The sequence below is a fragment of the Polynucleobacter sp. TSB-Sco08W16 genome (assembly GCF_018687455.1).
Taxonomy (GTDB): Bacteria; Pseudomonadota; Gammaproteobacteria; order Burkholderiales; family Burkholderiaceae; genus Polynucleobacter.
Map to the genome: position 1 here is coordinate 1,091,377 of NZ_CP061291.1, position 26,256 is coordinate 1,117,632.

The 26,256-nt window shown below is 47.0% G+C and carries 28 protein-coding genes; 4 read left to right on the plus strand and 24 right to left on the minus strand.

Annotated features, from left to right (window positions below):
• Positions 1-5: 5 nt before the first annotated feature.
• The 22 genes from purF to FD961_RS05540 form a co-directional block, all read right to left on the minus strand.
• Positions 6-1,544, minus strand: coding sequence for an amidophosphoribosyltransferase (gene purF, locus FD961_RS05435; RefSeq protein WP_072582254.1), 1,539 nt, complete (start codon positions 1,542-1,544; stop codon positions 6-8).
• Positions 1,545-1,548: 4 nt separating this feature from the next.
• A complete protein-coding gene (locus FD961_RS05440) occupies positions 1,549-2,115 on the minus strand; it encodes a CvpA family protein (protein ID WP_071465581.1) in 567 nt (188 codons plus the stop codon).
• On the minus strand, positions 2,115-2,945 hold the full coding sequence (locus FD961_RS05445) for an SPOR domain-containing protein (RefSeq protein ID WP_215392994.1): 831 nt from the start codon (positions 2,943-2,945) through the stop codon (positions 2,115-2,117). Before FD961_RS05445 ends, FD961_RS05440 begins: the two co-directional genes overlap by 1 nt.
• A gap of 3 nt (positions 2,946-2,948) precedes the next feature.
• A complete protein-coding gene (folC, locus tag FD961_RS05450) occupies positions 2,949-4,274 on the minus strand; it encodes a bifunctional tetrahydrofolate synthase/dihydrofolate synthase (protein ID WP_215392995.1) in 1,326 nt (441 codons plus the stop codon).
• A 4-nt stretch (positions 4,275-4,278) separates the two neighbouring features.
• Positions 4,279-5,166, minus strand: a complete 888-nt coding sequence (accD, locus tag FD961_RS05455; RefSeq protein ID WP_071465579.1) for an acetyl-CoA carboxylase, carboxyltransferase subunit beta — start codon at positions 5,164-5,166, stop codon at positions 4,279-4,281.
• Entirely contained in the window at positions 5,166-5,969 is an 804-nt protein-coding gene (gene trpA / locus FD961_RS05460; protein ID WP_215392996.1) for a tryptophan synthase subunit alpha, read from the minus strand. Before trpA ends, accD begins: the two co-directional genes overlap by 1 nt.
• Before the next feature lie 8 nt (positions 5,970-5,977).
• Positions 5,978-7,171: a tryptophan synthase subunit beta gene (gene trpB, locus FD961_RS05465; protein ID WP_215392997.1), complete on the minus strand. Its 1,194-nt coding sequence runs from the start codon at positions 7,169-7,171 to the stop codon at positions 5,978-5,980.
• Positions 7,172-7,204: 33 nt separating this feature from the next.
• Positions 7,205-7,879: a phosphoribosylanthranilate isomerase gene (locus FD961_RS05470; protein ID WP_215392998.1), complete on the minus strand. Its 675-nt coding sequence runs from the start codon at positions 7,877-7,879 to the stop codon at positions 7,205-7,207.
• 17 nt (positions 7,880-7,896) lie between these two features.
• On the minus strand, positions 7,897-8,724 hold the full coding sequence (gene truA / locus FD961_RS05475) for a tRNA pseudouridine(38-40) synthase TruA (RefSeq protein ID WP_215392999.1): 828 nt from the start codon (positions 8,722-8,724) through the stop codon (positions 7,897-7,899).
• 9 nt (positions 8,725-8,733) lie between these two features.
• Positions 8,734-10,140, minus strand: a complete 1,407-nt coding sequence (locus FD961_RS05480) for a FimV/HubP family polar landmark protein (RefSeq protein ID WP_215393000.1) — start codon at positions 10,138-10,140, stop codon at positions 8,734-8,736.
• A gap of 9 nt (positions 10,141-10,149) precedes the next feature.
• On the minus strand, positions 10,150-11,307 hold the full coding sequence (gene asd / locus FD961_RS05485; RefSeq protein WP_215393001.1) for an aspartate-semialdehyde dehydrogenase: 1,158 nt from the start codon (positions 11,305-11,307) through the stop codon (positions 10,150-10,152).
• Between the two features lie 50 nt (positions 11,308-11,357).
• Positions 11,358-12,428, minus strand: a complete 1,071-nt coding sequence (leuB, locus tag FD961_RS05490) for a 3-isopropylmalate dehydrogenase (protein WP_072582245.1) — start codon at positions 12,426-12,428, stop codon at positions 11,358-11,360.
• Positions 12,429-12,450: 22 nt separating this feature from the next.
• Positions 12,451-13,098: a 3-isopropylmalate dehydratase small subunit gene (gene leuD, locus FD961_RS05495; protein WP_071465571.1), complete on the minus strand. Its 648-nt coding sequence runs from the start codon at positions 13,096-13,098 to the stop codon at positions 12,451-12,453.
• Positions 13,099-13,115: 17 nt separating this feature from the next.
• The gene (locus tag FD961_RS05500; protein WP_071465570.1) at positions 13,116-13,325 is read right to left on the minus strand and encodes a hypothetical protein; all 210 of its coding nucleotides are present in this window, start codon (positions 13,323-13,325) and stop codon (positions 13,116-13,118) included.
• A gap of 11 nt (positions 13,326-13,336) precedes the next feature.
• Positions 13,337-14,746 (minus strand): 3-isopropylmalate dehydratase large subunit, encoded by a 1,410-nt coding sequence (gene leuC, locus FD961_RS05505; protein ID WP_215393002.1) that lies wholly within the window; start codon positions 14,744-14,746, stop codon positions 13,337-13,339.
• A 17-nt stretch (positions 14,747-14,763) separates the two neighbouring features.
• On the minus strand, positions 14,764-16,077 hold the full coding sequence (gene gltA / locus FD961_RS05510; protein WP_215393003.1) for a citrate synthase: 1,314 nt from the start codon (positions 16,075-16,077) through the stop codon (positions 14,764-14,766).
• 82 nt (positions 16,078-16,159) lie between these two features.
• Positions 16,160-16,429 (minus strand): succinate dehydrogenase assembly factor 2, encoded by a 270-nt coding sequence (locus FD961_RS05515; RefSeq protein ID WP_215393004.1) that lies wholly within the window; start codon positions 16,427-16,429, stop codon positions 16,160-16,162.
• Positions 16,426-17,130 carry a succinate dehydrogenase iron-sulfur subunit gene (locus FD961_RS05520; protein ID WP_071465566.1) on the minus strand — a complete coding sequence of 235 codons (705 nt, stop codon included), beginning with the start codon at positions 17,128-17,130 and terminating at the stop codon, positions 16,426-16,428. The genes FD961_RS05515 and FD961_RS05520 overlap by 4 nt, the downstream gene beginning before the upstream one ends.
• A 17-nt stretch (positions 17,131-17,147) precedes the next feature.
• Entirely contained in the window at positions 17,148-18,926 is a 1,779-nt protein-coding gene (sdhA, locus tag FD961_RS05525) for a succinate dehydrogenase flavoprotein subunit (RefSeq protein WP_071465565.1), read from the minus strand.
• Between the two features lie 4 nt (positions 18,927-18,930).
• Complete coding sequence (gene sdhD / locus FD961_RS05530; protein WP_215393005.1) at positions 18,931-19,296, minus strand: succinate dehydrogenase, hydrophobic membrane anchor protein; 366 nt, start codon at positions 19,294-19,296, stop codon at positions 18,931-18,933.
• A gap of 22 nt (positions 19,297-19,318) precedes the next feature.
• Positions 19,319-19,738, minus strand: a complete 420-nt coding sequence (gene sdhC, locus FD961_RS05535; RefSeq protein WP_215393006.1) for a succinate dehydrogenase, cytochrome b556 subunit — start codon at positions 19,736-19,738, stop codon at positions 19,319-19,321.
• Positions 19,739-19,868: 130 nt separating this feature from the next.
• Positions 19,869-20,606 carry a GntR family transcriptional regulator gene (locus FD961_RS05540; RefSeq protein WP_215393007.1) on the minus strand — a complete coding sequence of 246 codons (738 nt, stop codon included), beginning with the start codon at positions 20,604-20,606 and terminating at the stop codon, positions 19,869-19,871.
• A gap of 159 nt (positions 20,607-20,765) precedes the next feature.
• Here FD961_RS05540 and FD961_RS05545 point away from each other — a divergent pair, with 159 nt between their 5' ends.
• Both FD961_RS05545 and FD961_RS05550 read left to right on the plus strand, forming a co-directional pair.
• A complete protein-coding gene (locus FD961_RS05545; protein ID WP_215393008.1) occupies positions 20,766-21,755 on the plus strand; it encodes a malate dehydrogenase in 990 nt (329 codons plus the stop codon).
• 18 nt (positions 21,756-21,773) lie between these two features.
• Positions 21,774-22,151, plus strand: a complete 378-nt coding sequence (locus tag FD961_RS05550; protein WP_215393009.1) for a hypothetical protein — start codon at positions 21,774-21,776, stop codon at positions 22,149-22,151.
• A gap of 67 nt (positions 22,152-22,218) precedes the next feature.
• Here FD961_RS05550 and FD961_RS05555 read toward each other — a convergent pair whose 3' ends face one another.
• Both FD961_RS05555 and yaaA read right to left on the minus strand, forming a co-directional pair.
• The gene (locus FD961_RS05555; RefSeq protein ID WP_215393010.1) at positions 22,219-23,430 is read right to left on the minus strand and encodes a DUF2863 family protein; all 1,212 of its coding nucleotides are present in this window, start codon (positions 23,428-23,430) and stop codon (positions 22,219-22,221) included.
• The gene (gene yaaA / locus FD961_RS05560; protein ID WP_215393011.1) at positions 23,430-24,206 is read right to left on the minus strand and encodes a peroxide stress protein YaaA; all 777 of its coding nucleotides are present in this window, start codon (positions 24,204-24,206) and stop codon (positions 23,430-23,432) included. The genes FD961_RS05555 and yaaA overlap by 1 nt, the downstream gene beginning before the upstream one ends.
• A 92-nt stretch (positions 24,207-24,298) precedes the next feature.
• Between yaaA and FD961_RS05565 the strand changes: the two genes are divergently transcribed.
• Both FD961_RS05565 and FD961_RS05570 read left to right on the plus strand, forming a co-directional pair.
• Positions 24,299-25,498: a pyridoxal phosphate-dependent aminotransferase gene (locus tag FD961_RS05565; RefSeq protein ID WP_215393012.1), complete on the plus strand. Its 1,200-nt coding sequence runs from the start codon at positions 24,299-24,301 to the stop codon at positions 25,496-25,498.
• Between the two features lie 49 nt (positions 25,499-25,547).
• Positions 25,548-26,255 carry a glutathione binding-like protein gene (locus FD961_RS05570; protein ID WP_215394369.1) on the plus strand — a complete coding sequence of 236 codons (708 nt, stop codon included), beginning with the start codon at positions 25,548-25,550 and terminating at the stop codon, positions 26,253-26,255.
• The last annotated feature ends 1 nt before the right edge of the window (position 26,256 follow it).

Here is a 26,256-nt window from a genome sequence, read left to right on the forward strand (position 1 = left end):
GCTTTTTAGTCTTCAGTAGCCAAATGCAGATGGAGCTGGGAACGGGCGAAATCACTGGAATCACGCTGACGATCAGCCTTGGCCGCAGAAGAATTGCGCTGCGCCTCTAAGGCATCCAAATAAGATTCATTAATATCGCCAGTGATGTAATGGCCATCAAAACAAGAAGCTTCAAAGTTCTGAATATTAGGATTGATATCCCTCACTGCCTGCTTCATATCTTCGACACTTTGATAGATTAACTGATCTGCACCAATCATCTTATTAATCTCTTCATCGGTACGGCCATAAGCGACCAACTCACTGCGCGTTGGCATGTCGATGCCATATACATTCGGGAAGCGAACTGGTGGCGCGGCAGATGCAAAGATCACCTTCTTGGCACCAGACTCGCGTGCCATTTGTACGATCTCAAATGAGGTTGTACCGCGCACAATTGAGTCATCAATGATCAAAACTGTTTTGTCTTTAAATTCAACATGCATAGCATTGAGTTTCTGACGAACAGACTTCTTACGCATCGCTTGACCAGGCATGATAAAGGTGCGACCGATATAACGGTTCTTAAAAAAGCCTTCGCGATAATCGACGCCTAAGTTCTTGGCTACCTGCATCGCAGCAGGACGGCTCGAATCCGGAATTGGCATGACTACATCAATCTCAGAAACGTCAGTCTCTTTGCGAATCTTTTCAGCTAAGTAATCACCCATCCGCATGCGTACGTTGTAAACAGTAACACCATCAATAGTGGAGTCTGGTCTAGCCATGTAGACGTATTCAAAGATGCAAGGCGTCAGAACAGCATTCGCTACGCACTGACGGGTGTAGAAGTTGCCATCTAAATCAATGTAGATCGCTTCGCCAGGATTCACGTCACGAACAAAGGTAAAGCCAAGACCCTCTAGGGCCACGGACTCAGATGCCACCATCCACTCCGGACCTTGCGGTGTATCAATACGACCAATACACAGTGGACGAATACCAAACGGATCGCGGAAGGCTAATAAGCCGTATCCCGCAATCAAAGAAACTACTGCATAGGAGCCCTTAACACGACTAGCTACACCAGTAACTGCATTAAACATGGCAGCTTCATCTAAAGCGGCGCTGTTGGTCTCTTTTTGGAGTTCATCAGCCAATACGTTTAACAGTACCTCAGTATCCGAGCTGGTATTAATATGGCGACGGTCACGGTAAGCCATCTCTACGCGCAGACTTGGCGCATTCGTGAGATTGCCGTTGTGTGCCAAGATAATTCCGTAAGGAGCGCTAACGTAAAACGGCTGCGCCTCTTCTTCGCTACTAGCGGAACCAGCTGTTGGGTAGCGCACTTGACCGATGCCAGCATTACCTACCAAGCTGCGCATATTACGAGTTCTAAAAACATCTCGTACCAAGCCATTCGCTTTATGCATCGTGAACGAATTACCATTCATGGTGGCGATACCAGCCGCATCTTGACCGCGATGTTGCAAGAGCAACAAAGCATCGTAGAGAAGTTGATTTACTGGGGAGTGGGAAACAGTTCCGACGACGCCGCACATATCTCTAGATTCCTATTGTTAATTTAGGAGTAATGGTAGGGGTAACTTTGGGCACTGCATCACTCAATTGCTTTGCCCAATCAGCTGGTAACCAGCCTTTAATTAATCCAGTAGCCACATCAATGGCTGGTCTGGTGATGGCATTTTTCCACGCCATGCTTTGCGGGATAGGTGTTAAGGCAGCAAGAGTAGCAAGCACCACCACAATCAAACCACCGCGCAACAATCCAAATACCAAACCTAAAAATCGATCGGTCAAGCTCAAGCCCGCTGACAATATGATCTTTTGCACGACTCCACCGAACAATCCACAGATGACTAGCGTTAATACAAATAGAATCAACCAACTTAAACCAAGACTCAATAACTCATCGAGATGGAAAGTTGAGAGCCACTCAGTTGAGAGATAGTTGCTGTAGTGATATGCAACCCAAGCGGCAACAAACCATGATGCTAGTGCGAGAACTTCCTTAAACAGGCCACGCGAGATACCCACCAATGCAGATACCAAGAGTACGACTAGGGTGAAGTAATCCACCGATGTTAACTTTAGGGTGGATAAGTATTCCATTACTGCTTACCAGTCTCGACAAGATTTGGGGTCAAGCCCATTGCTTTAATTTTCTTTTGTGCCGCTTCACCCGCATCCTTGTCTGTGAATGGGCCAGCACGGAGGAGAAAAAGCTTAGTTCCATCGGGACGTGTTTTATTTAAAACGTAACTTGGAATCTTTTGGCTTTTAAGCTTTGCCACTAATGCTTTTACGTTATCTTCTGAAGCGAATGCACCAATCTGAACTACGTATTTACCGGAACCATTTGAGCTAGTACTAGGCGCACTTGGTTTGCTCACATCATCTACTTTGGGTTTTGCAGCAGAAGCAGCAACTACTTCCTCGCCAGCAGCCAATCCCAAAGCAGGCGGTTTGCTGACTGCAGGTGCAGACTTAGCTTCTACTTTTGATTCTGGCTTGGGCTCAGGCTTTAGTTCGGCCTTAGTTTCTGCTTTAGCCTCTGGGGCAGGTGCAACTACCTTAGGAGCCTCAGCTGGAACATCCGCTTTAGGCTTTTCTTCCGCCTTTGCTTCTGGTTTTGTTTCGGCTCCCGGCATTGGTAGGCTCGTTACGATATTGACAGCAATATCGTTTGGCGCTGGCTTTGGCTTGCTATCCAAAATACGGGGCAATCCCACCACTGCAATGAGAACTAATACAGCAGCGCCAATTAAACGATGGCGTGCTCTTTGTTGTTCTGGATCTTCTGTGAGAGCGAGCTCTTCAGCCTCGACTGCGCGTTGGAAACTGCGAGGGGCTGGACGTTTGCTTGCGCGACGCCCTACTGAACCTAATTCAAGGTCATCAGTCTGTGTTTTTCGCTTAAAAAAGCTCGGTAAACGAATCATGGATCAATGCGCCTGGTTGTTTCGATAAGCCATTACGCCGGCAACGGTATAGAAGGATCCGAAGATGACAATTCTATCACCCTCACCGGCCGCAGATAGCGCTTTTTGATACGCTGAGGCAGGATTTTCAAAGATTTCTATGCCACCGTCAGCGCCATTCTTGGGCTTAACCCCCAAGGCTTCAAGCTTCTCAGCCAAAGCCTTTCCTGAGGCTGCTCTTGGGGTTGGTAAATCGGTGCAAAACCAGAAATCCACGATATTGATGAGGGGCTTAATCACCCCCTCAATATCCTTATCGGCCATAGCCCCAAAAATGGCATACGTGTAGGGGTGGTAACCCATTTTGTCTAGACCTTGGCCAAGGGTAGCTGCTGCGTGGGGATTATGGGCAACATCCAACACCACTGTAGGCTGGCCTGGAAGCACCTGAAAGCGCCCCGGCAATTCCACTAGGGCAAAGCCATTACGAATATCTTGCGCACTTACTGGGAGGCGCTGGTGTAAAGCCATTAGGGCAGCAATAACTGCTGATGCATTCAGAATCTGATTGGCGCCACGCAATGCGGGGTAGCCGAGTCCGCTAAAGCGTTTTTTTCGCCCTGCCCAACCCCATTGTTGTTTATCACCCTGGAAGTTATAGTCCCGCCCTTGCAACCAGAGATCACATCCGAGCTTTTCTGCATAGTCAATAAGTGATTGCGGCGGCATGGGATCACCACAGACAGCAATATGGCCAGGGCGGAAGATACCGGCTTTTTCTAAGCCAATTGCTTCACGTGTACCTCCTAGAAAGTCGGCATGATCAATATCGATACTAGTCACAATCGCGCAGTCTGCATCGACGATATTGACGGCGTCTAATCGCCCACCCATTCCAACCTCAAGCACTACTGCATCTAAATTCGATGTTGCAAACAAATGCATGATTGCTAAAGTAGTGAACTCAAAATACGTTAACGTGGGGGCATCAACCAGACTCACACGGGCTTTTTCTACTGCAGCAAAGTGCTCTAGCAAAGCAGCATCTTTCACCTCTTCACCATTCACACGAGCGCGCTCATTAAAGCTCAGTAAGTGTGGCGATGTATGACAACCTACCCGATAGCCAGACGAAAGCAAGATGCTTTCTAAGAAGGCACAGGTTGAGCCTTTGCCATTAGTTCCAGCAACGGTGATAACAGGACAGTCGAAGTGAAGATCTAGCGCTGCTTTGACACGATTGATACGCTCAAGCCCCATATCGATGCCCACAGGGTGGGCTGTTTCGAGGTGACTAAGCCAGGCCTCGAGGCTAGTAAACAGAATTGGGGCTTGGTGTGCAGTGCTCAAGCGCTTAAACGGCTGAGCTACCCGCGATTGCAGGTTCAGGAAGTTTTTGCAGCAATGCAAGTAAACGCGCAATTTCAGCACGCATTTGGCGACGATCCACAATCATGTCGATACCACCCTTTTGCATCAAGAATTCTGAGCGCTGGAAACCTTCTGGCAATTTTTCACGTACAGTTTGTTCGATCACGCGTGGACCAGCAAAACCGATCAAGGCTTTTGGTTCTGCCATCACGACATCACCCATAAAAGCAAAGCTGGCAGAAATACCGCCCATGGTGGGGTCGGTTAGAACACTGATATAAGGCAAGCCTTTTTTAGACAGCAAGGTCAACATAGAATTGGTCTTAGCCATCTGGAATAAAGACAATAAGCTCTCTTGCATACGTGCGCCACCAGTAGCGGTGACGCAGATAAACGCGCATTTCTTGTTAATGGCTTCTTGAACTCCCCGAGCAAAACGCTCGCCCACCACTGAACCCATTGAGCCGCCCATGTACTGAAATTCAAAGCAGGCAGCAACTACGGGAATGGTTTCAATTTTTCCACCCATCACAATCAAGGCTTCTGATTCACCTGAAGCATCATTCGCTTCTTTAATGCGATCTGGATATTTCTTGGAGTCTTTAAATTTCAGGGGATCGGTTGGATAAATATCCGCACCGATTTCATAGCGACCTTTTGGATCCAACAAACTATCCAAACGTTGACGCGCACCGATACGCATGTGATGACTGCATTTTGGACAAACTGATAAATTAGCTTCGATGTCAGTGCTGTAGAGAACAGTTTCACAACTTGGGCATTTAACCCACAAACCCTCCGGTACTGATTTGCGATTGGCAGGATCAGTATGTTGAATTTGGGGTGGGAGTAATTTATCTATCCAGCTCATTAGTTTTCACTATCCAATGCGTCGCGAATCTCACGAATGAAGGTTTCCAATGATTGTACTGCCTGCCCTGGGGGTGCATCCTCCAAAAGACGAATGATTCGACTACCAATCACTACTGCATCAGCACTGGCAGATACCGCCTTGGCGCTGGCAGCATCACTAATACCAAAGCCTACAGCAATCGGGATATCGGTCTCCTCGCGGATTTTAGGAATGATGCTTGCCACATCCTGCGTGTTGAGATGGGATGCCCCGGTGACTCCTCGCATGGAGACGTAATAGATATAACCAGAAGCAATTTTGGCAGCCTCTTTAATGCGCTCATTTGATGAAGTTGGTGCCAATAAGAAAATAGGATCAATTCCGGCAACCCGCATATGAGCAGCAAAATCAACGCACTCCTCTGGGGGGTAATCTACGATTAAAACTCCGTCTACACCTGCTGCCTTAGCTTCTGTTGCAAAGCGCTCTGCTCCCATTTGTTCAACTGGATTTGCATAACCCATGAGCACTACTGGAGTGCTTGTATCTTGTTTGCGAAACTCTTTAACCATCTCCAAACAAGAGTGCAATGTGACGCCATGAGTCAATGCACGCTCGGATGATCTCTGAATAACCGGGCCATCAGCCATCGGATCAGAGAATGGCACACCTAACTCAATCACACTTGATCCGCCACGAACTAAAGCGTGCATCAATTCAACAGTCTGCTTTGGATCAGGGTCACCCGCAGTAATAAAAGGAATTAATCCTTTTTTACCTGTAGCTTTTAACTCTTTAAAGAGTGCAGTAATTTTTGACATACGATTTCTTAACCTTCTGATCCTGTTGCTTGTGCAACGGTATGCATGTCTTTATCTCCACGGCCCGAGAGGTTAACCAAGATGGTCTTGTCTTTGGGTAAGGTCTTAGCAAGCTTGCAGGCATAAGCGATGGCATGCGAAGACTCCAATGCAGGAATGATGCCCTCAATCTGGCAGCAGTCATGGAATGCCTTAAGAGCCTCTTCGTCAGTAATCGCAACATAGTCAGCACGGCCAGAATCTTTTAACCAGGCATGCTCAGGGCCAACACCGGGGTAGTCCATACCAGCAGAAACAGAATGGGTTTCTGAGATCTGACCATTCTCATCTTGCAATAAGTAGGTGCGATTGCCATGCAGTACGCCTGGCTTACCAACGCACAGTGCCGCAGAATGTAAACCGCTACCAAGACCATGTCCGGCAGCTTCAACACCGACCAATTTCACTTCTGGGAAATCAATGTATGGATAGAAGATACCCATCGCGTTTGAGCCACCACCAACGCAAGCCAACACAAAGTCTGGTTGACGGCCTGTCATCTCTGGCATTTGCACTTTGCACTCTTCACCAATCACGCTTTGAAAATCTCTCACCATCATCGGATAAGGATGTGGTCCTGCGACAGTACCAATAATGTAAAAAGTGTTATCCACGTTGGTTACCCAATCGCGCATCGCTTCATTCAAGGCATCTTTTAATGTCTTAGTGCCAGACTCGACGGGAACCACTTTAGCGCCCAGCAATTTCATACGAAATACGTTTTGCGCCTGACGGGCCACATCCACAGAGCCTTGATAGACCGTGCAATCTAGACCGAAACGAGCGCAAATGGTTGCTGTGGCAACGCCGTGCTGACCCGCTCCTGTCTCCGCAATAATGCGTGGTTTACCCATCCGCTTAGCCAGCATCGCCTGGCCAATCACGTTATTAATCTTATGTGCACCCGTATGATTTAAATCTTCGCGCTTGAGATAGATCTGCGCACCGCCGAGCTTTTCACTCCAACGCTTAGCGTGATACACCGGTGATGGACGTCCAACGAAGTGCTTGAGCTCGTAATGAAACTCTTCAATAAATTCTGGATCATGCTGATATTTTGCATAGGCTTCTTTGAGCTCATCTAATGCATACATCAGCGTCTCAGAAACAAACACGCCGCCGTAAGGACCGAAGTGTCCTCGTGCATCTGGCTTGTCGTACATAGCTACCTCTTTTGATTTATTAACAGCAAATTATTAGGATGATGCTTTGGCATCTGCCGCGCGCACTGCTTTTACAAAGTCAGCCATAAGCGCAGGATCTTTAACACCCCTGCTGCTTTCGACGCCACTAGAGACGTCAACCGCGCAAGGATGCAGACGAGCAATAGCCTCGCCCACGTTGTGCGCGTTCAATCCACCACTCAAAACGACCCGAGGCGCGTTTTCGCTTACCCATGTCTGCGGAATTCCTTGCCAATCAAAAGGAACGCCTCCGCCACCGTATCCCTCAACGAGGGCATCCAGCAGAAAAGCGTTTGCATCCCTATATTGTAGGGAAAATTCATCAAAAGCGAAGTCCGAACCAACGCGTGCAGCCTTCATCCAAGGCTCGCCTTGGGCTAATTGAGCGCATCTTTCAGGGGTCTCATCCCCATGAAACTGCCACAAAGTAATCGAAGCGGCCCTACGGATGGCAGCAAACTCCTCATCGGTTGGATTAACAACCAGCCCAACGGCATCCACCCCTGCTGGTAGCCTAGAAATAAGTTGGGCAGCGATATTGGGGGTTACGGCCCGAACGCTGGGAGGATAAAAGACAAACCCAACAGCATCGACCCCAGCCAAAACGGCTGCATCTACGTCTGCCGAGGTCTTTAAACCGCAGATTTTGACTCGGGTTCGCCCTTTAGAGTGTGTCAGTAAGCCCATAAATGAATGATAAAGCTTTAGGGATTCATGATCTTGGCAGGGAGCCAAGAGTTCTCTAGCCATGGGTCAGGGATAGCAAACTCCTCGGGATAATCGATTTTGGCCAAATATAAGCCATCCGGCATAAAAGTAGGCGCAGCAAGTTTGCGATCTTTAGCAGCCAATAGTTCCGCCATCCACTCGGGCTTTTGTTTTTCCCGTCCGATCTGCAAAAAGCAGCCCACGAGATTGCGCACCATGTGATGCAAGAATGCATTGCCCCGAAACCGAAAATATAACCAAGGCTCAGCAGAGATGATGTCAATGCCATACATGGTTTTGACTGGCGTCTTACTTTGGCACTCTGAGGATCTAAAGGCAGAGAAGTCGCGCTCCCCAATCAGACATTGGGCAGCTTGTTTCATGGCATCGATATCAAACCATTGATCCGGTGGCAGCATGACATAACCTGCGCGGGTGCTGGCCATTGGCGAACGGCATGGACCTGCATGCAATGCATAAATATAGGTTCGTTCAAATGCAGAAAAGCGAGCGCTAAATTCATCAGAAACTGGTTTAGCCCAATTCACCACAATTGAATCAGGCAAAAAAGAGTTCACTCCCCTCACCCAAGAAAAATCTTCACGTTCAACATTGGTATCGAAATGAATTACTTGGCCTAAGGCATGAACACCAGTATCCGTCCTACCAGCAGTGATAGTGTGTACTGGAGAGCTTTTAGCTTCTTCTCCAATAAATGCAGTGATGGCTTTTTCCAGCTCTGCTTGAACGGTATTGTGATTATGCTGAACCTGCCAACCAGCATAGGGACTACCGTCGTATTGAAGGCCGAGCGCTATACGCATCGCTTAACCTTAAGCCTGTCGATGGGAGAGCTCGGACAATAAGGCTTGTGCTTCAACTGTAATTGTCGGATCTACTGAGTGACTAACGCGAATGACTTCTTCCAACGATTTTTTAGCCGCTGAGAAGTCTTCAATCGTAATGTAAGCACGCGCCAAGTTTAGTTTTACACGCAGGGTGTCAGCCAACGGGTTGCTCTCGGTAGCAGGAATCAATTGAGCAACTGCTGCAGGAACTTCTTTGGCGGGTTTTGAAAGATCCAAATCGATGCCGGCAAAAAGTGCTTTGGTGCGCTCCGGGATTTCAAATGCACTGGCTGATGATGAAGTCGTAGCTTTAGCCGCTGCTGGCGCCGACCCCTCAAACACAGAAGCTTCTGAGCGACGCGCATTGCGGGCTAATGCCCATAGCAACAAACCAGTTAAGGTAATCAGCCCAATAGCCAATAGGGCCGGTCCAAATCCACCCAAGCCAAAATTGTTATCAACTGATTTTTTCTCTTTGGTTTTATTTAAGAGGCTTTGCAAGTCAGCAATATTCTTTTCAAGCTCAGCAACGCGCGCTTTAGCTTGCTCTAATTCTTTTTCTTGAGCTACTAAGTTTTCGGTAAAGCGGCGTTCTTGCTCATTGCCTTCTGCGCTAGAGCCAATCTTGAGGCGATCCTTTGCGCTTGACTCGGTAGCTGGAGAAGCACCAGATTTAGACGGATTAGCATTTTGACCTTTGTCAGCTTTTCCACCCTGCTCAGAGCGCCATTGTTCATTCGCTTCAGCGACAAACTGATTGGCCTCCGCTGGGCTAATCGAACGCAACAGCGCTTGACTAGGTCTATTCAATTCTGCGCCAGCAGCTAAACGGTTAATGCTGCCACTTGCAAAGGCATCAGGATTCGCCCTGTATAGCGCCATGATGGTTTGATCGAGTGTTGCCCCCTCTAGCTGAGGAGTCATGAGCGCCGCAATCTCAGATAAGGTCTGACCAGGTTTGACCACTACCTTCTGAGCATCGCCAATTAATAAGGTAAAGGTTTTGGTGGTACTGCCACTAGACCAATTTAGATTTACCAACACATCCAAAAAAGGATCATCGCTTAGGGGCACTGCGTTCACGGTCTCAACCAGAACCATCAATTGCTCAGCACGATTACGATAGACCATCGCCTGCGGATTGAGATCTAGAATCTTTTGCGAAACACCAAGGCGTTCATAAGAAGACTTATTTGGTAAAGAAACTTTGAGCGACTCTAGTGCACTCTGCTCATCTGCTGCAATGCGGATTGGAATTTCTAAATGCAGGGGTTCGCCAGGGCGCGACTGCAGCTGAGGTGAGCCCAAAGATACCGCCCATGCAGAGCAAGCCCAACTAAGCCAGATAAAGCAAAGTGCTTTGCAGAAGCCAAATTGGGCTGTACGTGACATCAAAGTGATTTAGTTTTCGAGCAAGATGCGAAGCATACGACGAAGTGGTTCAGCTGCGCCCCACAGCAACTGATCACCAACCGTAAATGCGCCAAGGTACTCAGGGCCCATCGCTAATTTATGTAGGCGGCCAATAGGCACTGTCAAAGTTCCGCTCACCGCTGCAGGTGACAAGTCACGCTCAGTTGTTTCGCGGTCATTTGGAACTACTTTGACCCACTGGTTATCGTTTGCCAAGATCGCCTCAATTTCCTTGAGGGGAATATCCTTCTTAAGCTTTACGGTCAGGCCTTGTGAATGGCAGCGCATCGCACCAACGCGCACGCACAATCCATCCACTGGAATGCTGCCTGGCGTACGGAATGCTGGACGACCCAAGATCTTATTGAACTCAGCACCACCCTTCCACTCTTCTTTCGTTTGACCATTCTCCACCGGTACGTCAATCCATGGAATCAAACTACCGGCCAACGGAGTGTTACGGAAATTCTTTTTTGGGAAATCAGGCGAGCGCAATGTTTCAGTCACTTTACGATCGATATCCAAAATCCATGAGGAAGGATCTGCCAATTCAGTGGCGACGCTATCACGCAAAGCGCCCATTTGCAGGAGCAACTCACGCATATTCTGTGCGCCAGCACCAGATGCAGCCTGATAAGTCATGGCGCTAATCCACTCAACCATGTCGGCCTTTACCAGGCCGCCCATCGCAATCATCATCAAGCTGACAGTGCAGTTACTACCGATCCAGTTCTTGCCACCAGCAGCCAAGGCTTTATCAATTACCGGACGGTTCACAGGGTCCAGAATTAATACGGCGTCCTCTTTCATGCGTAAGGCGCTTGCCGCATCAATCCAGTGACCATTCCAACCAGCTGCGCGCAACTTAGGGAAGATGTCATTGGTGTAGTCGCCACCTTGGCAAGTCAGAATAATATCGCAACGGGACAATGCTTTGATGTCATTCGCATCCTGTAAGTTGCTTTCGCTTTTGCTTACTTTCTGACCATTGAGCAAAGGCACTTCACCACCTGCTTGGCTGGTACTAAAAAATACAGGCTCGATTAAATCGAAATCCTTTTCAGCAAGCATGCGCTCCATCAGCACGCTACCAACCATGCCGCGCCAACCGACTAAACCTACCAATGGTGTTTTTGTATTTGCCATGATTTAACTATCTAGTGAATTTTGAACTATGTAATATTTCTATAAATTTTTTACGCAAGGGCTGCTACTACCGCATCACCCATTTGTACCGTGGTGACCTTTTTCGTTCCTTCGGTATAAATGTCAGCCGTACGCAAGCCTTGTGTCAATACTTTTTGCACAGCCTTTTCAATACGATCAGCCTCTGCAGGCATTCCCAATGAATAACGTAGCATCATTGCCGCCGATAAGATAGTAGCCAAAGGATTCGCAATCCCCTTACCAGCGATGTCTGGTGCTGAACCATGGCTTGGCTCATACAAGCCTTTATTGTTCTTATCCAATGAGGCTGAAGGTAACATGCCAATCGAGCCTGTAAGCATTGCTGCTTCGTCGGACAAAATATCGCCAAAGAGGTTCCCAGTAACAACTACGTCAAAAGCCTTAGGTGCCTTCACCAATTGCATCGCAGCGTTATCCACATACATATGGGATAACTCCACATCTGGATAGTCTTTAGATACGCGAATCATCACTTCACGCCATAACTGGGAGGTTTCTAATACGTTAGCTTTATCAACGCTACATACTTTTTTGCCACGCTTACGTGCCGCTTCAAACGCAACATGCGCAATGCGTTCTACTTCCGGCTCGCTGTAGTGCATTGTGTCAAAGCCTTCTCGTGCACCTTTGAATAGCGGTAACTCAGAGGTACGAATTCCACGTGGCTGACCAAAGTAAATATCTCCGTTCAGTTCACGTACGATCAAAATATCTAAGCCGCCAATAATTTCAGGCTTTAAGCTTGAAGCTGCAGTGAGCTCTGGATAGCAAATTGCTGGACGGAAGTTTGCAAATAGCTCTAAGTGTTTACGCAAACCTAAGATAGCTTGTTCTGGACGTAGTTCACGAGCAAGCGTGTCATATTTCCAATCACCTACTGCACCAAACAAAATAGCATCGGCCTTTTTAGCCAACTCCAAAGTTGCTGGCGGTAATGGGTGACCAGCTACATCGTATGCAGCACCGCCCACTGGGGCTTCCTCTAAATCAAACTTTGGGCCCAAGGCCTGAAGCACGCGAACGGCTTGAGCAACGATTTCCGGGCCGATTCCATCGCCCGGGAGAACTGCAATTTTCATGAAAGGCCCTTAAATCAACAAATTACGGCAATTGTGTCGTAAGCCAAGGCATTTTGAGGATGCGCTCGGCTTCATAAGCCTTAATTTTATCTGCATGGCGCAGAGTTAAGCCAATATCGTCCAAGCCATTCAGGAGGCAATACTTCCTAAAAGGGGCTACATCGAAGCTATAAGCAGTGCCTTCAGGGGTAATAACTTGTTGTGCATCCAGATCAACCGTCAACTGATACCCACTAAATGCCATGGTTTCGTTAAAAAGGTGATCTACCTGCAATTCCGTCAAAACGATCGGTAAAACACCGTTTTTGAAACAGTTGTTATAGAAAATATCGGCAAAACTAGGGGCAATCACCGCTCTAAAGCCGAACTGATCTAAGGCCCAAGGAGCATGCTCACGTGAACTACCACAGCCAAAATTCTTGCGGGCTAAGAGAATGCCTGCACCTTTATAGCGAGGCTGATTGAGTACAAAGTCAGGGTTAATGGGTCGAGTACTGCAATCTTGACCAGGCTCGCCGTGGTCTAAGTAGCGCCACTCATCAAACAAGTTTTGACCAAATCCTGTTTTCTTGATCGACTTCAAAAATTGCTTAGGGATGATGGCGTCGGTATCCACGTTCTCGCGATTAAGCGGAGCAACCAAACCTTTGTATACCGTAAATTTTTCCATGATTCTGAACTCTATTTTTATTTCACAGGAGTAACAACAACGTCTTTACCCTTGGTTTGAGATTGATTCTGCTGAGTAGAATTCGCTCCCGATCCACCCATCGCGTTACCCATGGTCTGCAAGTCTTTACCCATGCCTTCCATAGTGCTACTGCAAGCAGCAATCATCAAACCTGCAACACCAACAATAGTTAATTTTGCAATTAAAGATACTGAAGAAAATTTCATCTTGCTTACCTTTAAGAAATCTTACGAACGTCAACAAAGTGGCCTTCAATCGCAGCAGCAGCAGCCATCGCTGGACTTACTAAGTGCGTGCGACCACCATTACCTTGGCGACCTTCAAAGTTACGATTAGAAGTTGAAGCGCAACGCTCGCCTGGCTCCAAACGATCAGCATTCATTGCCAGACACATTGAGCAACCCGGCTCACGCCATTCAAAGCCTGCAGCCTTAAAGATGCGATCTAGGCCCTCTCGCTCTGCTTGGGCTTTAACTAAACCAGAGCCAGGAACCACCAATGCCAATTTGACATTAGCTGCAACCCTTTTACCAATGCGATCTACCACTTTCGCTGCCGCGCGAATATCTTCAATCCGACTATTAGTACAGGAACCAATAAATACTTTGTCTACCGAGATGCTGCTAAGCGGGGTATTCGGGGTGAGGTTCATATATTCCAGAGCCCGCTCCATTGCTGAACGTTTATTGGGATCACGCTCTTTTTCTGGATCAGGTACACGATCACTGATCGAGAGCACCATCTCTGGTGAAGTACCCCAAGTCACTTGAGGTGCGATTTCTTCTGCACGCAATTCCACTACGGCATCAAATTTGGCATCTGCATCAGAATGCAATGTTCTCCAATACTGCAAAGCCTGCAATAGTGCTGGGCCCTTAGGTGCATATGGACGACCTTGGATATACTCAATAGTAGTTTCATCTACAGCAACCAATCCTGCGCGAGCACCCGCTTCAATCGCCATATTGCAGAGGGTCATGCGACCTTCCATGGTGAGATTCCGAATGGCCTCACCAGCGAACTCAATGGTGTAGCCAGTACCACCCGCCGTACCAATCTTACCGATCACAGCCAAGACAATATCTTTTGCTGTAGAACCTGGTTGCAAACGACCATCTACCCGTACCAACATGTTCTTGCTCTTTTTCATGAGCAAAGTTTGCGTTGCTAATACGTGCTCAACCTCAGAGGTACCAATACCAAATGCCAAGGCGCCAAATGCACCATGGGTGCTGGTGTGAGAGTCTCCACAAACCACGGTCATACCAGGAAGAGTTGCGCCCTGCTCTGGGCCTATGACATGAACGATTCCTTGACGGGTATCGTTCATTTTGTATTGCGTAATACCAAAGGCATCGCAATTTTGATCCAAGGTATCTACTTGCAACTTGGAGATAGGATCAGCAATACCTTCAGAGCGATCCGTTGTAGGGACGTTATGGTCAGATACCGCCAAGTTAGCAGAGATACGCCAAACTGGACGGCCAGCCAAATTCAAACCTTCAAATGCTTGAGGGCTGGTTACCTCATGCAACAACTGACGGTCAATATAGATTGTGGCTGTGCCATCCTCTTCGGAGTAAACAACGTGGTCATCCCACAATTTGTCATAAAGCGTACGAGACATGAGTGACCTTAAAACCTTTATTTACGAACGGTGATGTTAGGAACCTTGCGTGAAGTCTCGCCAACATATAACTGGCGTGGACGACCAATCTTGTACTCTGGATCAGTAATCATTTCTTCCCACTGAGCAATCCAGCCTACTGTTCTTGCCAAAGCAAAAATACAAGTGAACATTTCTGTTGGGATACCCAATGCACGTTGCACGATACCTGAGTAGAAGTCTACGTTTGGATAAAGCTTACGGCTAACAAAGTACTCGTCTTCCAAGGCAATCTTTTCAAGTGTCATTGCTAACTTGAACAGCGGGTCATCTTGCAAACCGAGTTCATTCAATACTTCATAGCAAGTCTCACGCATCAGCTTGGCGCGTGGGTCAAAGTTTTTGTAAACGCGGTGACCAAAGCCCATCAAGCGAACGCTAGAGTTCTTGTCTTTTACTTGAGCAATGAATTCATGAATCTTATCTACGCCGCCATTAGCCTGAATCTCATTCAACATCTGTAAGCAAGCTTCGTTTGCACCACCGTGCGCTGGGCCCCAGAGGCAAGCAATACCAGCGGAGATAGCAGCAAATGGGTTAGTACCTGATGAGCCACACAAACGCACAGTAGAGGTAGAAGCATTTTGCTCATGATCTGCATGCAAAATAAAGATGCGATCTAAAGCACGGACCAATACTGGGTTGACTTTGTACTCTTCGCATGGAGTAGCAAACATCATACGCATAAAGTTCGCGGTATAAGACAAAGAATTATCTGGGTAGATAAATGGTTGTCCTACTGAGTACTTGTAAGCCATGGCAACCAAGGTTGGCATCTTCGCGATCAAACGAATCTGCGCTACTTCACGTGCCTTAGGCTCGCTGTAATCAATTTCATCATGATAGAACGCAGCCATTGCGCCAACTAGACCCGTTAACACAGACATCGGATGCGCGTCACGGCGGAAGCCGCGCAGGAAAAATTGCATTTGCTCATGAACCATGGTGTGATGGATCACCATCTCATCAAATTCTTTTTTCTGAGTCGCGTTTGGCAGCTCACCATTGATCAGCAGATAACAAACTTCCAAGAAGTCACAGTTAGCAGCCAAATCTTCGATTGGGTAGCCGCGATAGAGCAACTCACCCTTATCGCCGTCGATGTAAGTAATTTTGCTATTGCATGAGGCAGTAGAAAGAAAGCCGGAGTCGTAGGTGAACTTGCCTGTCTGACCATAGAGCTTACGAATATCGATTACATCAGGGCCAACTGTCCCTTTATAAATTGGCAGATCAATATCTGGTGTTCCATCCGAAAACGAAAGTTTTGCCTTGATGTCCGATTCAATCATTTCTAATCCTTAGTCATTCAAAATTATGATTAATACACTATTCGATTACACGCTTAAGCCACTACTGCACCAAAATGCTGAATTACTTCTCTCTCAGCTTTTGTAAAACTGTTTTAAAGGAGTCAGACTGAGACTCCTCTTCCAAGCTAGCTACCGAATCTTTGCGGCCAATTAACAAGTCCATCAGATCGTTGTCTTCTAGAGCCAGTAACTGGCTTAATACTTTTCCATCTTCTACGCTTAACTGGGCGCCGTAACGCTCAAAGAAACGTTGCAGAATTAAATCGTTCTCTAGCAAACCCCTACGGGCATCACTTTTTAAACGATATAACTCTGCATTGCCGAGGGTCATACCGCCCTACGAACCATTAACTCCTTGATCTTGCCAATCGCTTTGGTTGGATTCAAGTGCTTAGGACATACGTCCACGCAATTCATGATTGTGTGGCAACGGAATAAACGATATGGGTCCTCTAGGTTGTCCAAACGTTGCGCTGTATCTTCATCACGACTATCGGCAATGAAGCGATATGCCTGCAACAAACCTGCTGGACCAACGAACTTATCTGGATTCCACCAGAAAGACGGGCACGAAGTAGAGCAAGACGCGCACAAGATGCACTCGTAGAGGCCATTCAACTCTTCACGCTCTTCAGGACTCTGGAGACGCTCTTTCTCTGGGGCTGGATTGTCATTCACTAAGTAAGGCTTGATAGACAAGTACTGCTTGAAGAACAAAGTCATGTCAACGATCAAGTCACGCACAACTGGCAAGCCAGGCAATGGGCGCAAGGTGATGACCTTAGGCAGAGTCAACATATTGGTCAAACAAGCTAAGCCATTTTTACCGTTAATGTTCATCGCATCGGAACCGCACACACCTTCACGGCATGAGCGACGATAAGAAATACTGTCGTCTTGTTTCTTTAAGGAAATCAAAGCGTCCAACAACATACGCTCACCAGTGAGCTCCAGCTCATAACGCTGCATGCGTGGTGCAGCATCAACATCTGGATCGTAGCGGTAAATTTCAAATATACGGATATCACTCATTTTCTATTTCTCTTCGCTTAGAAAGTACGTTCTTTAGGAGGGAAGGACTCAACGGTCAAAGGCTTCAGCACAACTGGTTTGTAAGTGAGCTTATTTCCTTCGCTATACCAAAGGGTATGCTTCATCCAGTTCTCATCATCGCGCTCTTGATGGTCATCATGTGAATGTGCGCCACGACTTTCTTTACGAGCTGCCGCAGAGATCATGGTTGCGTTTGCGGTCTCAACCAAGTTAGCTACTTCCAAAGCCTCAATACGGGCAGTATTGAAAATCTCGGATTTATCTTTGACCCACAAATGTTTGGCACGCTCAGTCAACTTCGCCATTTGACGAACACCTTCATCCATCAATTCTTGATTGCGGAACACACCAGCATATTTCTGCATGCACTTACGAATATCGTTAGCAACATCTTGGGCATATTCGCCAGAAGTAGAGTTATCTAACTTTGCAATGCGCTCCAATGTTTGCTGACCAGCATTTGCAGGCAATGGCTTGAACTCACGATTCTTCAGATTCAAGCCAACAATATGATTACCCGCGGCGCGACCGAACACTAAGAGGTCGAGCAAAGAGTTGGTTCCTAAACGGTTTGCACCGTGGACTGAAACGCATGAGCACTCGCCGATGGCATACAAACCATTAACGATTTCATTGTGAATGCCATTAGCCGGCACAACCACTTGACCGTTGATATTAGTAGGAATGCCACCCATCTGATAGTGAATTGTTGGCACAACTGGAATTGGCTCTTTGGTCACGTCAACGTTAGCAAAGTTAATGCCGATTTCATAAACAGAAGGCAAACGCTTCATGATGGTCTCGGCGCCAATATGTGTCAGATCGAGCACAACATAGTCGCCATTAGGACCACAACCGCGCCCTTCTTTGATCTCTTGGTCCATGCAACGAGAAACGAAGTCGCGTGGTGCTAAATCTTTATAGGTTGGCGCATAACGCTCCATGAAACGTTCGCCGTCTTTATTGCGCAAGATACCGCCTTCACCACGGCAACCTTCTGTCAATAACACCCCTGCACCAGCTACGCCAGTTGGGTGGAATTGCCAGAACTCCATGTCTTCTAATGGAATATTTGCGCGAGCTGCAAGACCCATACCGTCACCAGTATTAATAAATGCGTTAGTAGACGCATCCCAAATACGGCCTGCACCGCCAGTAGCCAACATAACGACCTTGGCCTCCAAGATGTAAACCTGACCTGTTTCCATTTCGAGAGCAGTTACACCAACAACATCACCCTCGTCATCGCGGATCAAATCGAGCGCCAACCATTCAACAAAGAAATTGGTTTTTGCACGTACGTTACGCTGATACAAGGTATGCAACATGGCATGACCGGTACGGTCAGCTGCAGCGCAAGCGCGTTGCACAGCTTTTTCACCATAGTTTGCAGTGTGTCCACCGAATGGGCGCTGATAGATCGTGCCGTCTGGGTTACGGTCAAACGGCATACCAAAGTGCTCTAACTCGTAAACAACTTTCGGAGCTTCGCGACACATGAATTCGATCACGTCCTGGTCACCCAACCAATCAGATCCTTTGATGGTGTCGTAAAAATGATAGTGCCAATTATCTTCACTCATATTGCCTAGTGAAGCGCCGATACCACCTTGCGCAGCCACTGTATGTGAACGTGTTGGGAAAACTTTTGTAAGTACAGCAACATTCAAGCCGGCTTCTGCCAACTGCAATGAAGCCCGCATACCAGAACCGCCCGCACCAACAATCACCGCATCAAAGCGGCGACGTGGCAATGATTTTTGAATTGCAGTCATCGAATTACACTTTCCACAAAATTTGTACGGCGTATGCCGCACAGGCTACTAAATACAGAACAGTTAATACTTGCAGCGTTAAACGAATGCTGACAGGCTTGATGTAGTCCATCCAGATATCGCGCACACCAATCCAAGCATGATAGAAAAGGCTGAACAAGGCCAGGAGGGTAAGAAGCTTCATCAACTGGTTGCTGAATAAGCCAGACCAACCTTCGTAGGTCGCACTGCCGGTGATGCAATAGTCAATCAAAAGAACAACCGTAAATACCACCATCACAATCGCAGTAATACGTTGAATGATCCACTCTTTAAGGCCGTAATGAGCGCCTACAACTAAGCGCTTTGGTCCAATTTGATAAATAGGCATGAAATTTCCTTAAGTGATGTGCTTAGTACAAGCCGAATAATTTAAGACCTACTGCTGCAGTCAGAGCGATACCCACAATCAATACGATGATTGCTGAACGGTTGGACTCTGACTTCTCTACGCCGATTTCTAAATCGAGCAAGAGGTAGCGAATACCGGCACAGAAGTGGTGCAAGAAACACCAGATCAAACCTAGACAAATAATTTTGATCAGCACATGGCCGGTCAAAGCCTGAAACTTTTGATAACTCAGTTCAGAAGCCAAGCTCTGATCTAAAAGATACAAAATGAATGGCAACAAGAGGAACAAAACTGCTCCGCTGATACGGTGAAGAATCGAAACTTTACCGGCCCAAGGAAGGCGGTATTTCACCAACTGGGCTAGACCAATGTTTTTGTAGACCGGTCTGTCTTTTTTTACGTTTTGCTGTGCATCAACCATGGGCAATCTCTATGTTTAGGTGGAGGTTCAGTGTGACTTTGTTGTGTCGCAACATATTCTATTGGAAACCTTGGGGGTGGTGGGGGTTTTTAAGGGTTTATAGGGGTTAAAAGGGGTTTTGCAGATAAGTTCAGTTCAATTTATTTTCGTAATGCTGCTCGGAAGTGTCATATCTTGCATGCCTAATTTCTACTGGTTTATTCCCGTAGGTGAACGCTACGCGCTCTACCGATAGGAGTGGCGCGCCCACGGACAACTTGAGATGATTTGCCAGCAATTCATCTGCTGCTATTGCCTTGATCTTTTCTTCAGCTCTCACCATGTGGGTGGCGTATTGGCTTTCATACAAGGCATAGACTGGGGCATGCCACTCATTAAGAGTCTCAAGATCCAAGCCTTTAAAGCGGGCCCCTGGAAGCCAAATCTCTTCAAAAACAACGGGTTGGCCAGCAAAACTCTGCACCCGATCAATGTAAACAACCGGATCACCTGCCTTTAATTTAAGCAAATTGGCAATATAAGCGGTGGCTTTTGTGGTTTGGCACACTAAAAAACGGCTGGTGAGGTGGAATTTCTCACCTGAATCAGGGGCTAAACGCAAGAAGCGGTACTGCCAATCATCTTCTTGATGGGTTGCTACAAAAGTACCCTTCCCCTGCCTTCTGACCAGTAGGCTTTGAGCAGCAAGCTCGTCAATCGCCTTCCGAACCGTGCCCTGGCTGACTGCATATCGCGCAGCCAATTCCATTTCACTAGGAATAGCTTCGCCCGGCAGCCACTCTGAGGCTTGCAGACTAGCCAAAATCATTGCCTTGATCTGTTCATACAGAGGGCTAAATGAGGCAACAGGCAAATTAACTTCTGACAAATTCACTCCATGAGGACATCAATTGGATAAAATTCTGAGTAATTCTAGTCTTATATAAGACGTCATTGACAGTTTAAAGGGAAACTCCCTACACTTGAATGGATAATAGAAAAGTTTTCATTAATCAACCTACTTAACCTTCCTTTGGAGTAATTAGTAATGGCAAAAGCCCCAATGCGTGTCGCCGTAACCGGTGCAGCCGGTCAAATCGGATATTCCCTCCTATTCCGCATCGCCAATGGCGACCTTTTGGGCAAGGATCAGCCCGTGATCCTGCAATTACTTGAAATTCCAGACGAAAAGGCGCAGAAAGCCTTAGGCGGCGTGATTATGGAGCTCGAAGACTGTGCATTCCCTCTATTGGCAGGCGTTACAGCGCACTCCGACCCATTGACTGCATTTAAAGATATCGACGTTGCCCTTCTAGTTGGCGCGCGTCCACGCGGTCCTGGCATGGAACGCAAAGATTTACTCTCTGCTAACGCTCAAATCTTCACTGCACAAGGCAAGGCATTGAATGCAGTTGCGAAGAAGACTGTCAAAGTATTGGTTGTTGGCAACCCAGCAAATACAAACGCTTACATCGCCATGAAATCTGCTCCAGATATTCCTGCAAAAAACTTTACAGCGATGTTACGTCTCGATCACAACCGCGCACTCTCACAATTGGCTAACAAATTAAACAAGCCTGTTGCTGGCATTGAAAAGTTGGTTGTATGGGGTAACCATAGTCCAACGATGTACCCCGACTATCGCTTTGCAACAATTGATGGCAAGTCAGTGAAAGATTCAATCAACGATGCAGCCTGGAACAAAGATGTGTTCATTCCAACTGTTGGTAAACGCGGTGCAGCCATCATTGATGCACGCGGCCTATCATCTGCAGCCTCTGCAGCGAACGCAGCAATTGATCACGTTCATGACTGGGTTCTCGGAACGAATGGCAAATGGGTCACCATGGGCATTCCTTCCAAAGGCGAATATGAGATTCCAGCTGAAGTCATTTATGGCTTCCCAGTGACATGTGAAAACGGTGAGTACAAAATGATCGAAGGTTTAGAGATCGACGAGTTCTCACGTGAACGTATGACTCACACATTGAATGAATTGCTTGAAGAGCAGGCTGGCGTTAAGCATTTGCTCCCTTAATTTTTCTAGGAAAGCTACATGAAAAAATCCCTTCTCAGCATTAGCCTTGCAATTGCTTGCCTCACTGGGGCCGCCAATGTCAGCGCGGCTAGTGAAGAAGTTTTCACTTGGACCTGTAGCGAGAGCAAGCAGTTCAAAACCTCGGGCACTACCGAGAAAGTGAATCTCGTTTGGGAATCAAGAACTTATGAATTAGATCGCCAAACTTCATTGCCTGGTAGCCTGCGCTACAAGAATCCCAATACTGGCCACGACCTGGTTGTGTTGGGCAATAAAGCCATGTTGTTTAACATCAAGACTGGTAATCGTCTTGCTGATTTCTGCCAAACAGCTGAAATGAAAGCCGGTAAATTACCTCACTTGTTTGCGGGCGCTGAGCCATTCGTACAAAACTAAGTTTTTAGTAGCATTGAACAAAAAAGCCGAGAGATCCTCGGCTTTTTTCTTATGCATCTCGTCACTGCTAATGAAAGAGTGGCTGTTGTGTTGGCGTATCTTCAGGCATCTCTGCGTGTACCGCTTCCCCAGATCGATCTGGAAACAAAGGGGCCCCGCAGTCATCACATAGTTCTGGATCAAATAACATCGCGTGACGGAAAACATCCTCTACGCCAGCATCGTGTAATGCGTCACAGATTTTCTTAATTGGGCTTTCATCATCCGATAAATCATTAAGAGCATCGCTAGCCACGCTTTCACGATCGTATAAAGGCCAAATAACACCATACATAATTTCAGGCGAGCCTTTAGCGCTAAAGGAAATGCGATATTCATCCGCCTGCTCTTCACCAAATGCGCCAACCACACAAGATAAGCCTGCCGGCAGAATGCCCAGCGTGCTCTCAAGGAAATTAACAGCAGCACGAATGCTTAACGGACGCACGTGTTTGTCAGCTAAGCGACAGTTAGTGAAATAAGCCTCAGGCAGTAAGAGCTCAAACTCGCAACCAGGCAACATCGAGGCAATCGGCTCTTGCATGGCATTTTGCCAACCGATCAAACTTACACCCCGCTCTTGTCTTGTGGGTGATTCTTCTTGCCACTTAAAGATCGGTGATCCACTAGGTGCGCTGAGGGCGGCAATAATAAAACGCGGATCAGCCAATACAGCAATGGTCTCTGACATATCGCGTAACTCAAGCTTGACATCGCTACCCAAGATCGCAGCAGTAGCCAAGGACTCCGTTAATAGACGTGTTTGGCAATGGGAATGCGGCATTTGATCGATGCTATATAGCCAGGGAACAATTGCTAAGCGTGTATCGGTAGCTGCTATCGCAGCATGCAAAGCACCGGCTGTCGACTCAATCAAATTAGTTGGCATAGGGCCAGACGGGATTTGATAGCGAGTGTGCGCCACAATTGGCAGAGCCAATAACAGCACATCCCATTCCTGCCCTTCATGCTCCATCTTCAAGGACTCGGCTAGGGTTTCAGCACAATCTGCCAACACTTCAAATGCAACCGTATTAATGCGGAAAGTTTGATCTAAAGCTGCGTCAATCACATTTTGATTTTGACTCTTGAGCAAACGCATGAGGCGCACATTGAGGCGCTCTTCCCAAAAGCGATCCTCTACAAGACTCCCAGAGGCTGCCAAGGAAATAGCATCAGCCACCAACTTGTCGACCTCTGGTGAGGTGCGTTGAGATGGTTTAGTGCGATGTACGGCCATTATTTTTTCTCTGCCCGTCTAAAAATGGGTTTTTCTGGTTTGGATTCGGCTGCATAGTATTTATAACCATCCAAATTAAAACCTTTTAAATCTGCCGGATCGGTAATTCGATTCTCCACTACATATCTAGCCATTAAGCCACGGGCGCGTTTGGCATAGAAAGAAATAATTTTGTACTTGCCATCTTTAGCATCCTGAAAAACAGGGGCAATCACGGGACAACCCAACTCTTGAGCTTGCAGCACCTTGAAATACTCCTCTGAGGCTAAGTTCAGCAAGACAGGCTTTTTCTGTTTATCCAGTACCTTTTTTAGCGAGTCAGTTACCCTGCTCCCCCAAAAGGCATATAGATCTTTTCCCCTAGCATTCTTCAAGGAAGTACCCATCTCTAGTCGGTAGGCCTGCATCAAATCCAAAGGCCTTAAAGCGCCATACAGACCGGACAAAATGCGAATGTGCTCTTGAGCGAAATCAACCGCCTTGGCATTGAGGGTTTTGACATCAAAGCCGTCATAAACATCGCCATCAAACGCATAGATAGCAGGCTTGCTATTTTCTTCGGTAAATTTTTTGGACCAGTCGCGGTACCGCCCCACGTTTAGAGTGGCTAATTGGTCTGATAAGCCCATCAGCTTAGACACGTCCTGAGGAGCCAGTTTCTTAAGATCCGAGATCAACTTAGCGGATTCTGAGACAAACTCAGGCAAGGTGGGTGCCTTGACCTTCACAGGAGTCTTGTAATCCAAGGATTTAGCGGGAGAAAGGACGATCAGCATGGCACAATTTGTATATGTATTTCTTCCATTCTAGCGACTACCAGATTTATCCGCATAAAAGCCCCATAGAGCACAGATAGCCCTCTTTTGTCATGATCTCCCCCAATCTCACTCCCTCGTTCCCAAGCCGCCTGCCTCAGGTTGGCACAACGATATTTACGGTGATGTCGGCGCTGGCCACAAAACATCAGGCGATTAATTTAGGGCAAGGTTTTCCGGATTTCCCATGCGATCGCGATTTGATTGCCAAAGTGAATGAGGCGATGCTGGCTGATCACAATCAATATCCTCCAATGATCGGGGTTGCAGAACTTCGACATGGTGTTTCACAAAAGATTCAGAATTTATACGGACATCATTACGATCCAGATTCTGAAATCACCATCACTGCTGGCGGTACTCAAGGAATTTTGACCGCCATTCTCTCTTGTGTAAGTCCCGGCGATGAAGTGGTCATCATTGAACCCGCTTATGACAGCTATAGACCTTCGATTGAATTGGCTGGTGGTAAAACCATCGCTGTTTCATTAGAGCTTGTGCGCGATCAACATGGTCATGTGTCCTCTTACAGCATTCCATGGAATGCCTTAGCAAAAGTCATTCATGCCAAAACGCGTCTACTCATCATCAACACACCACACAATCCAACCGGGATGGTTTGGCAAAAGGCAGACCTAGATCGTTTGGCTAAATTGCTGAAAGACACCTCAACCCTAGTCTTAAGTGACGAGGTTTATGAGCATATGGTCTTTGATGGCGCTCATCATCACAGCGTTGCCTCCCACCCAGAACTAGCAGCACGCAGTTTTTTGATCTCCAGTTTTGGCAAAACCTATCATGTCACTGGCTGGAAGGTCGGCTATGTTGCTGCGCCTATTTCACTCACTGCTGAGTTTCGGAAGGTACACCAGTTCAATGTGTTTACCGTGAACACCCCAATGCAGTATGGTTTAGCTGCTTATCTTTTCGATCCATCTCATTACTTAAACCTCCCTACTTTCTATCAAGCGAAGCGAGATTTCTTTAGGGCGGGTTTAGAGCAAACCCAATTTAAGCTATTACCAACACCTGGAACCTATTTCCAATCGGTTGATTACACAGCGCTGAGTATCCCGGAAGCAAAATTACCAGAAGCAGATTTTTGTAAATGGCTCACTACTGAAGTGGGGGTCGCAGCCATTCCTGTTTCTGCGTTTTATGAGCAGGCAACCGAATCTGGCGTCATTCGCTTTTGTTTTGCTAAACAAGAACAAACATTAACAACTGCCTTGCAACGTTTACAAGCCCTATAGATATCGAGAAAAGATAATGAAAAAGAAAAAAGTTGCTTCTGCAAAAAATATAATTGATGTCTACAGCTGGCCTACTCCTAATGGCCATAAAGTACACATCATGCTCGAAGAGTGTGGTTATCATTTAGGCAAAGACTGGGTAGCGCATCCGATTGACATTGGCGCTGGTGATCAGTTCGATGAAGCGTTTTTGAAAATCAGCCCAAACAATAAGATTCCTGCTCTAGTCGATCCAAATGGCCCCGATGGTAAGCCCATCCACGTTTTTGAATCTGGCGCCATCTTGCTTTACCTTGCCGCTAAAACCGGTAAGTTCTTACCCAAGAGCACTCGCGGCAAATATGAAGTCTTGCAATGGCTCATGTTTCAGATGGGGGGCTTGGGTCCCATGCTTGGGCAAAACCACCATTTCCGACTCTATGCCCCTGAGAAAATTGAGTACGCCATTAACCGCTATACCAATGAAGCCAAACGCCTTTATGGGGTTTTAGATACACAACTGAAAGATAATCCCTATATTGCAGGGAAAACGTATTCGATAGCCGATATGGCAATTTATCCTTGGACACGGAATTGGAAAAATCAAGGGATTGAAATCAACGACTATCCCAATTTCAAACGCTGGTTTGAGATGATCAGCAAACGACCCGCAGTTATTCGTGGTTGTGAAGTATTAACGGCATTACGCAAACCCTTGCATGATGACAAAGCAAGAGAGCAGTTATTTGGATCAACCCAGTATCAAAGAAGGAAATAAG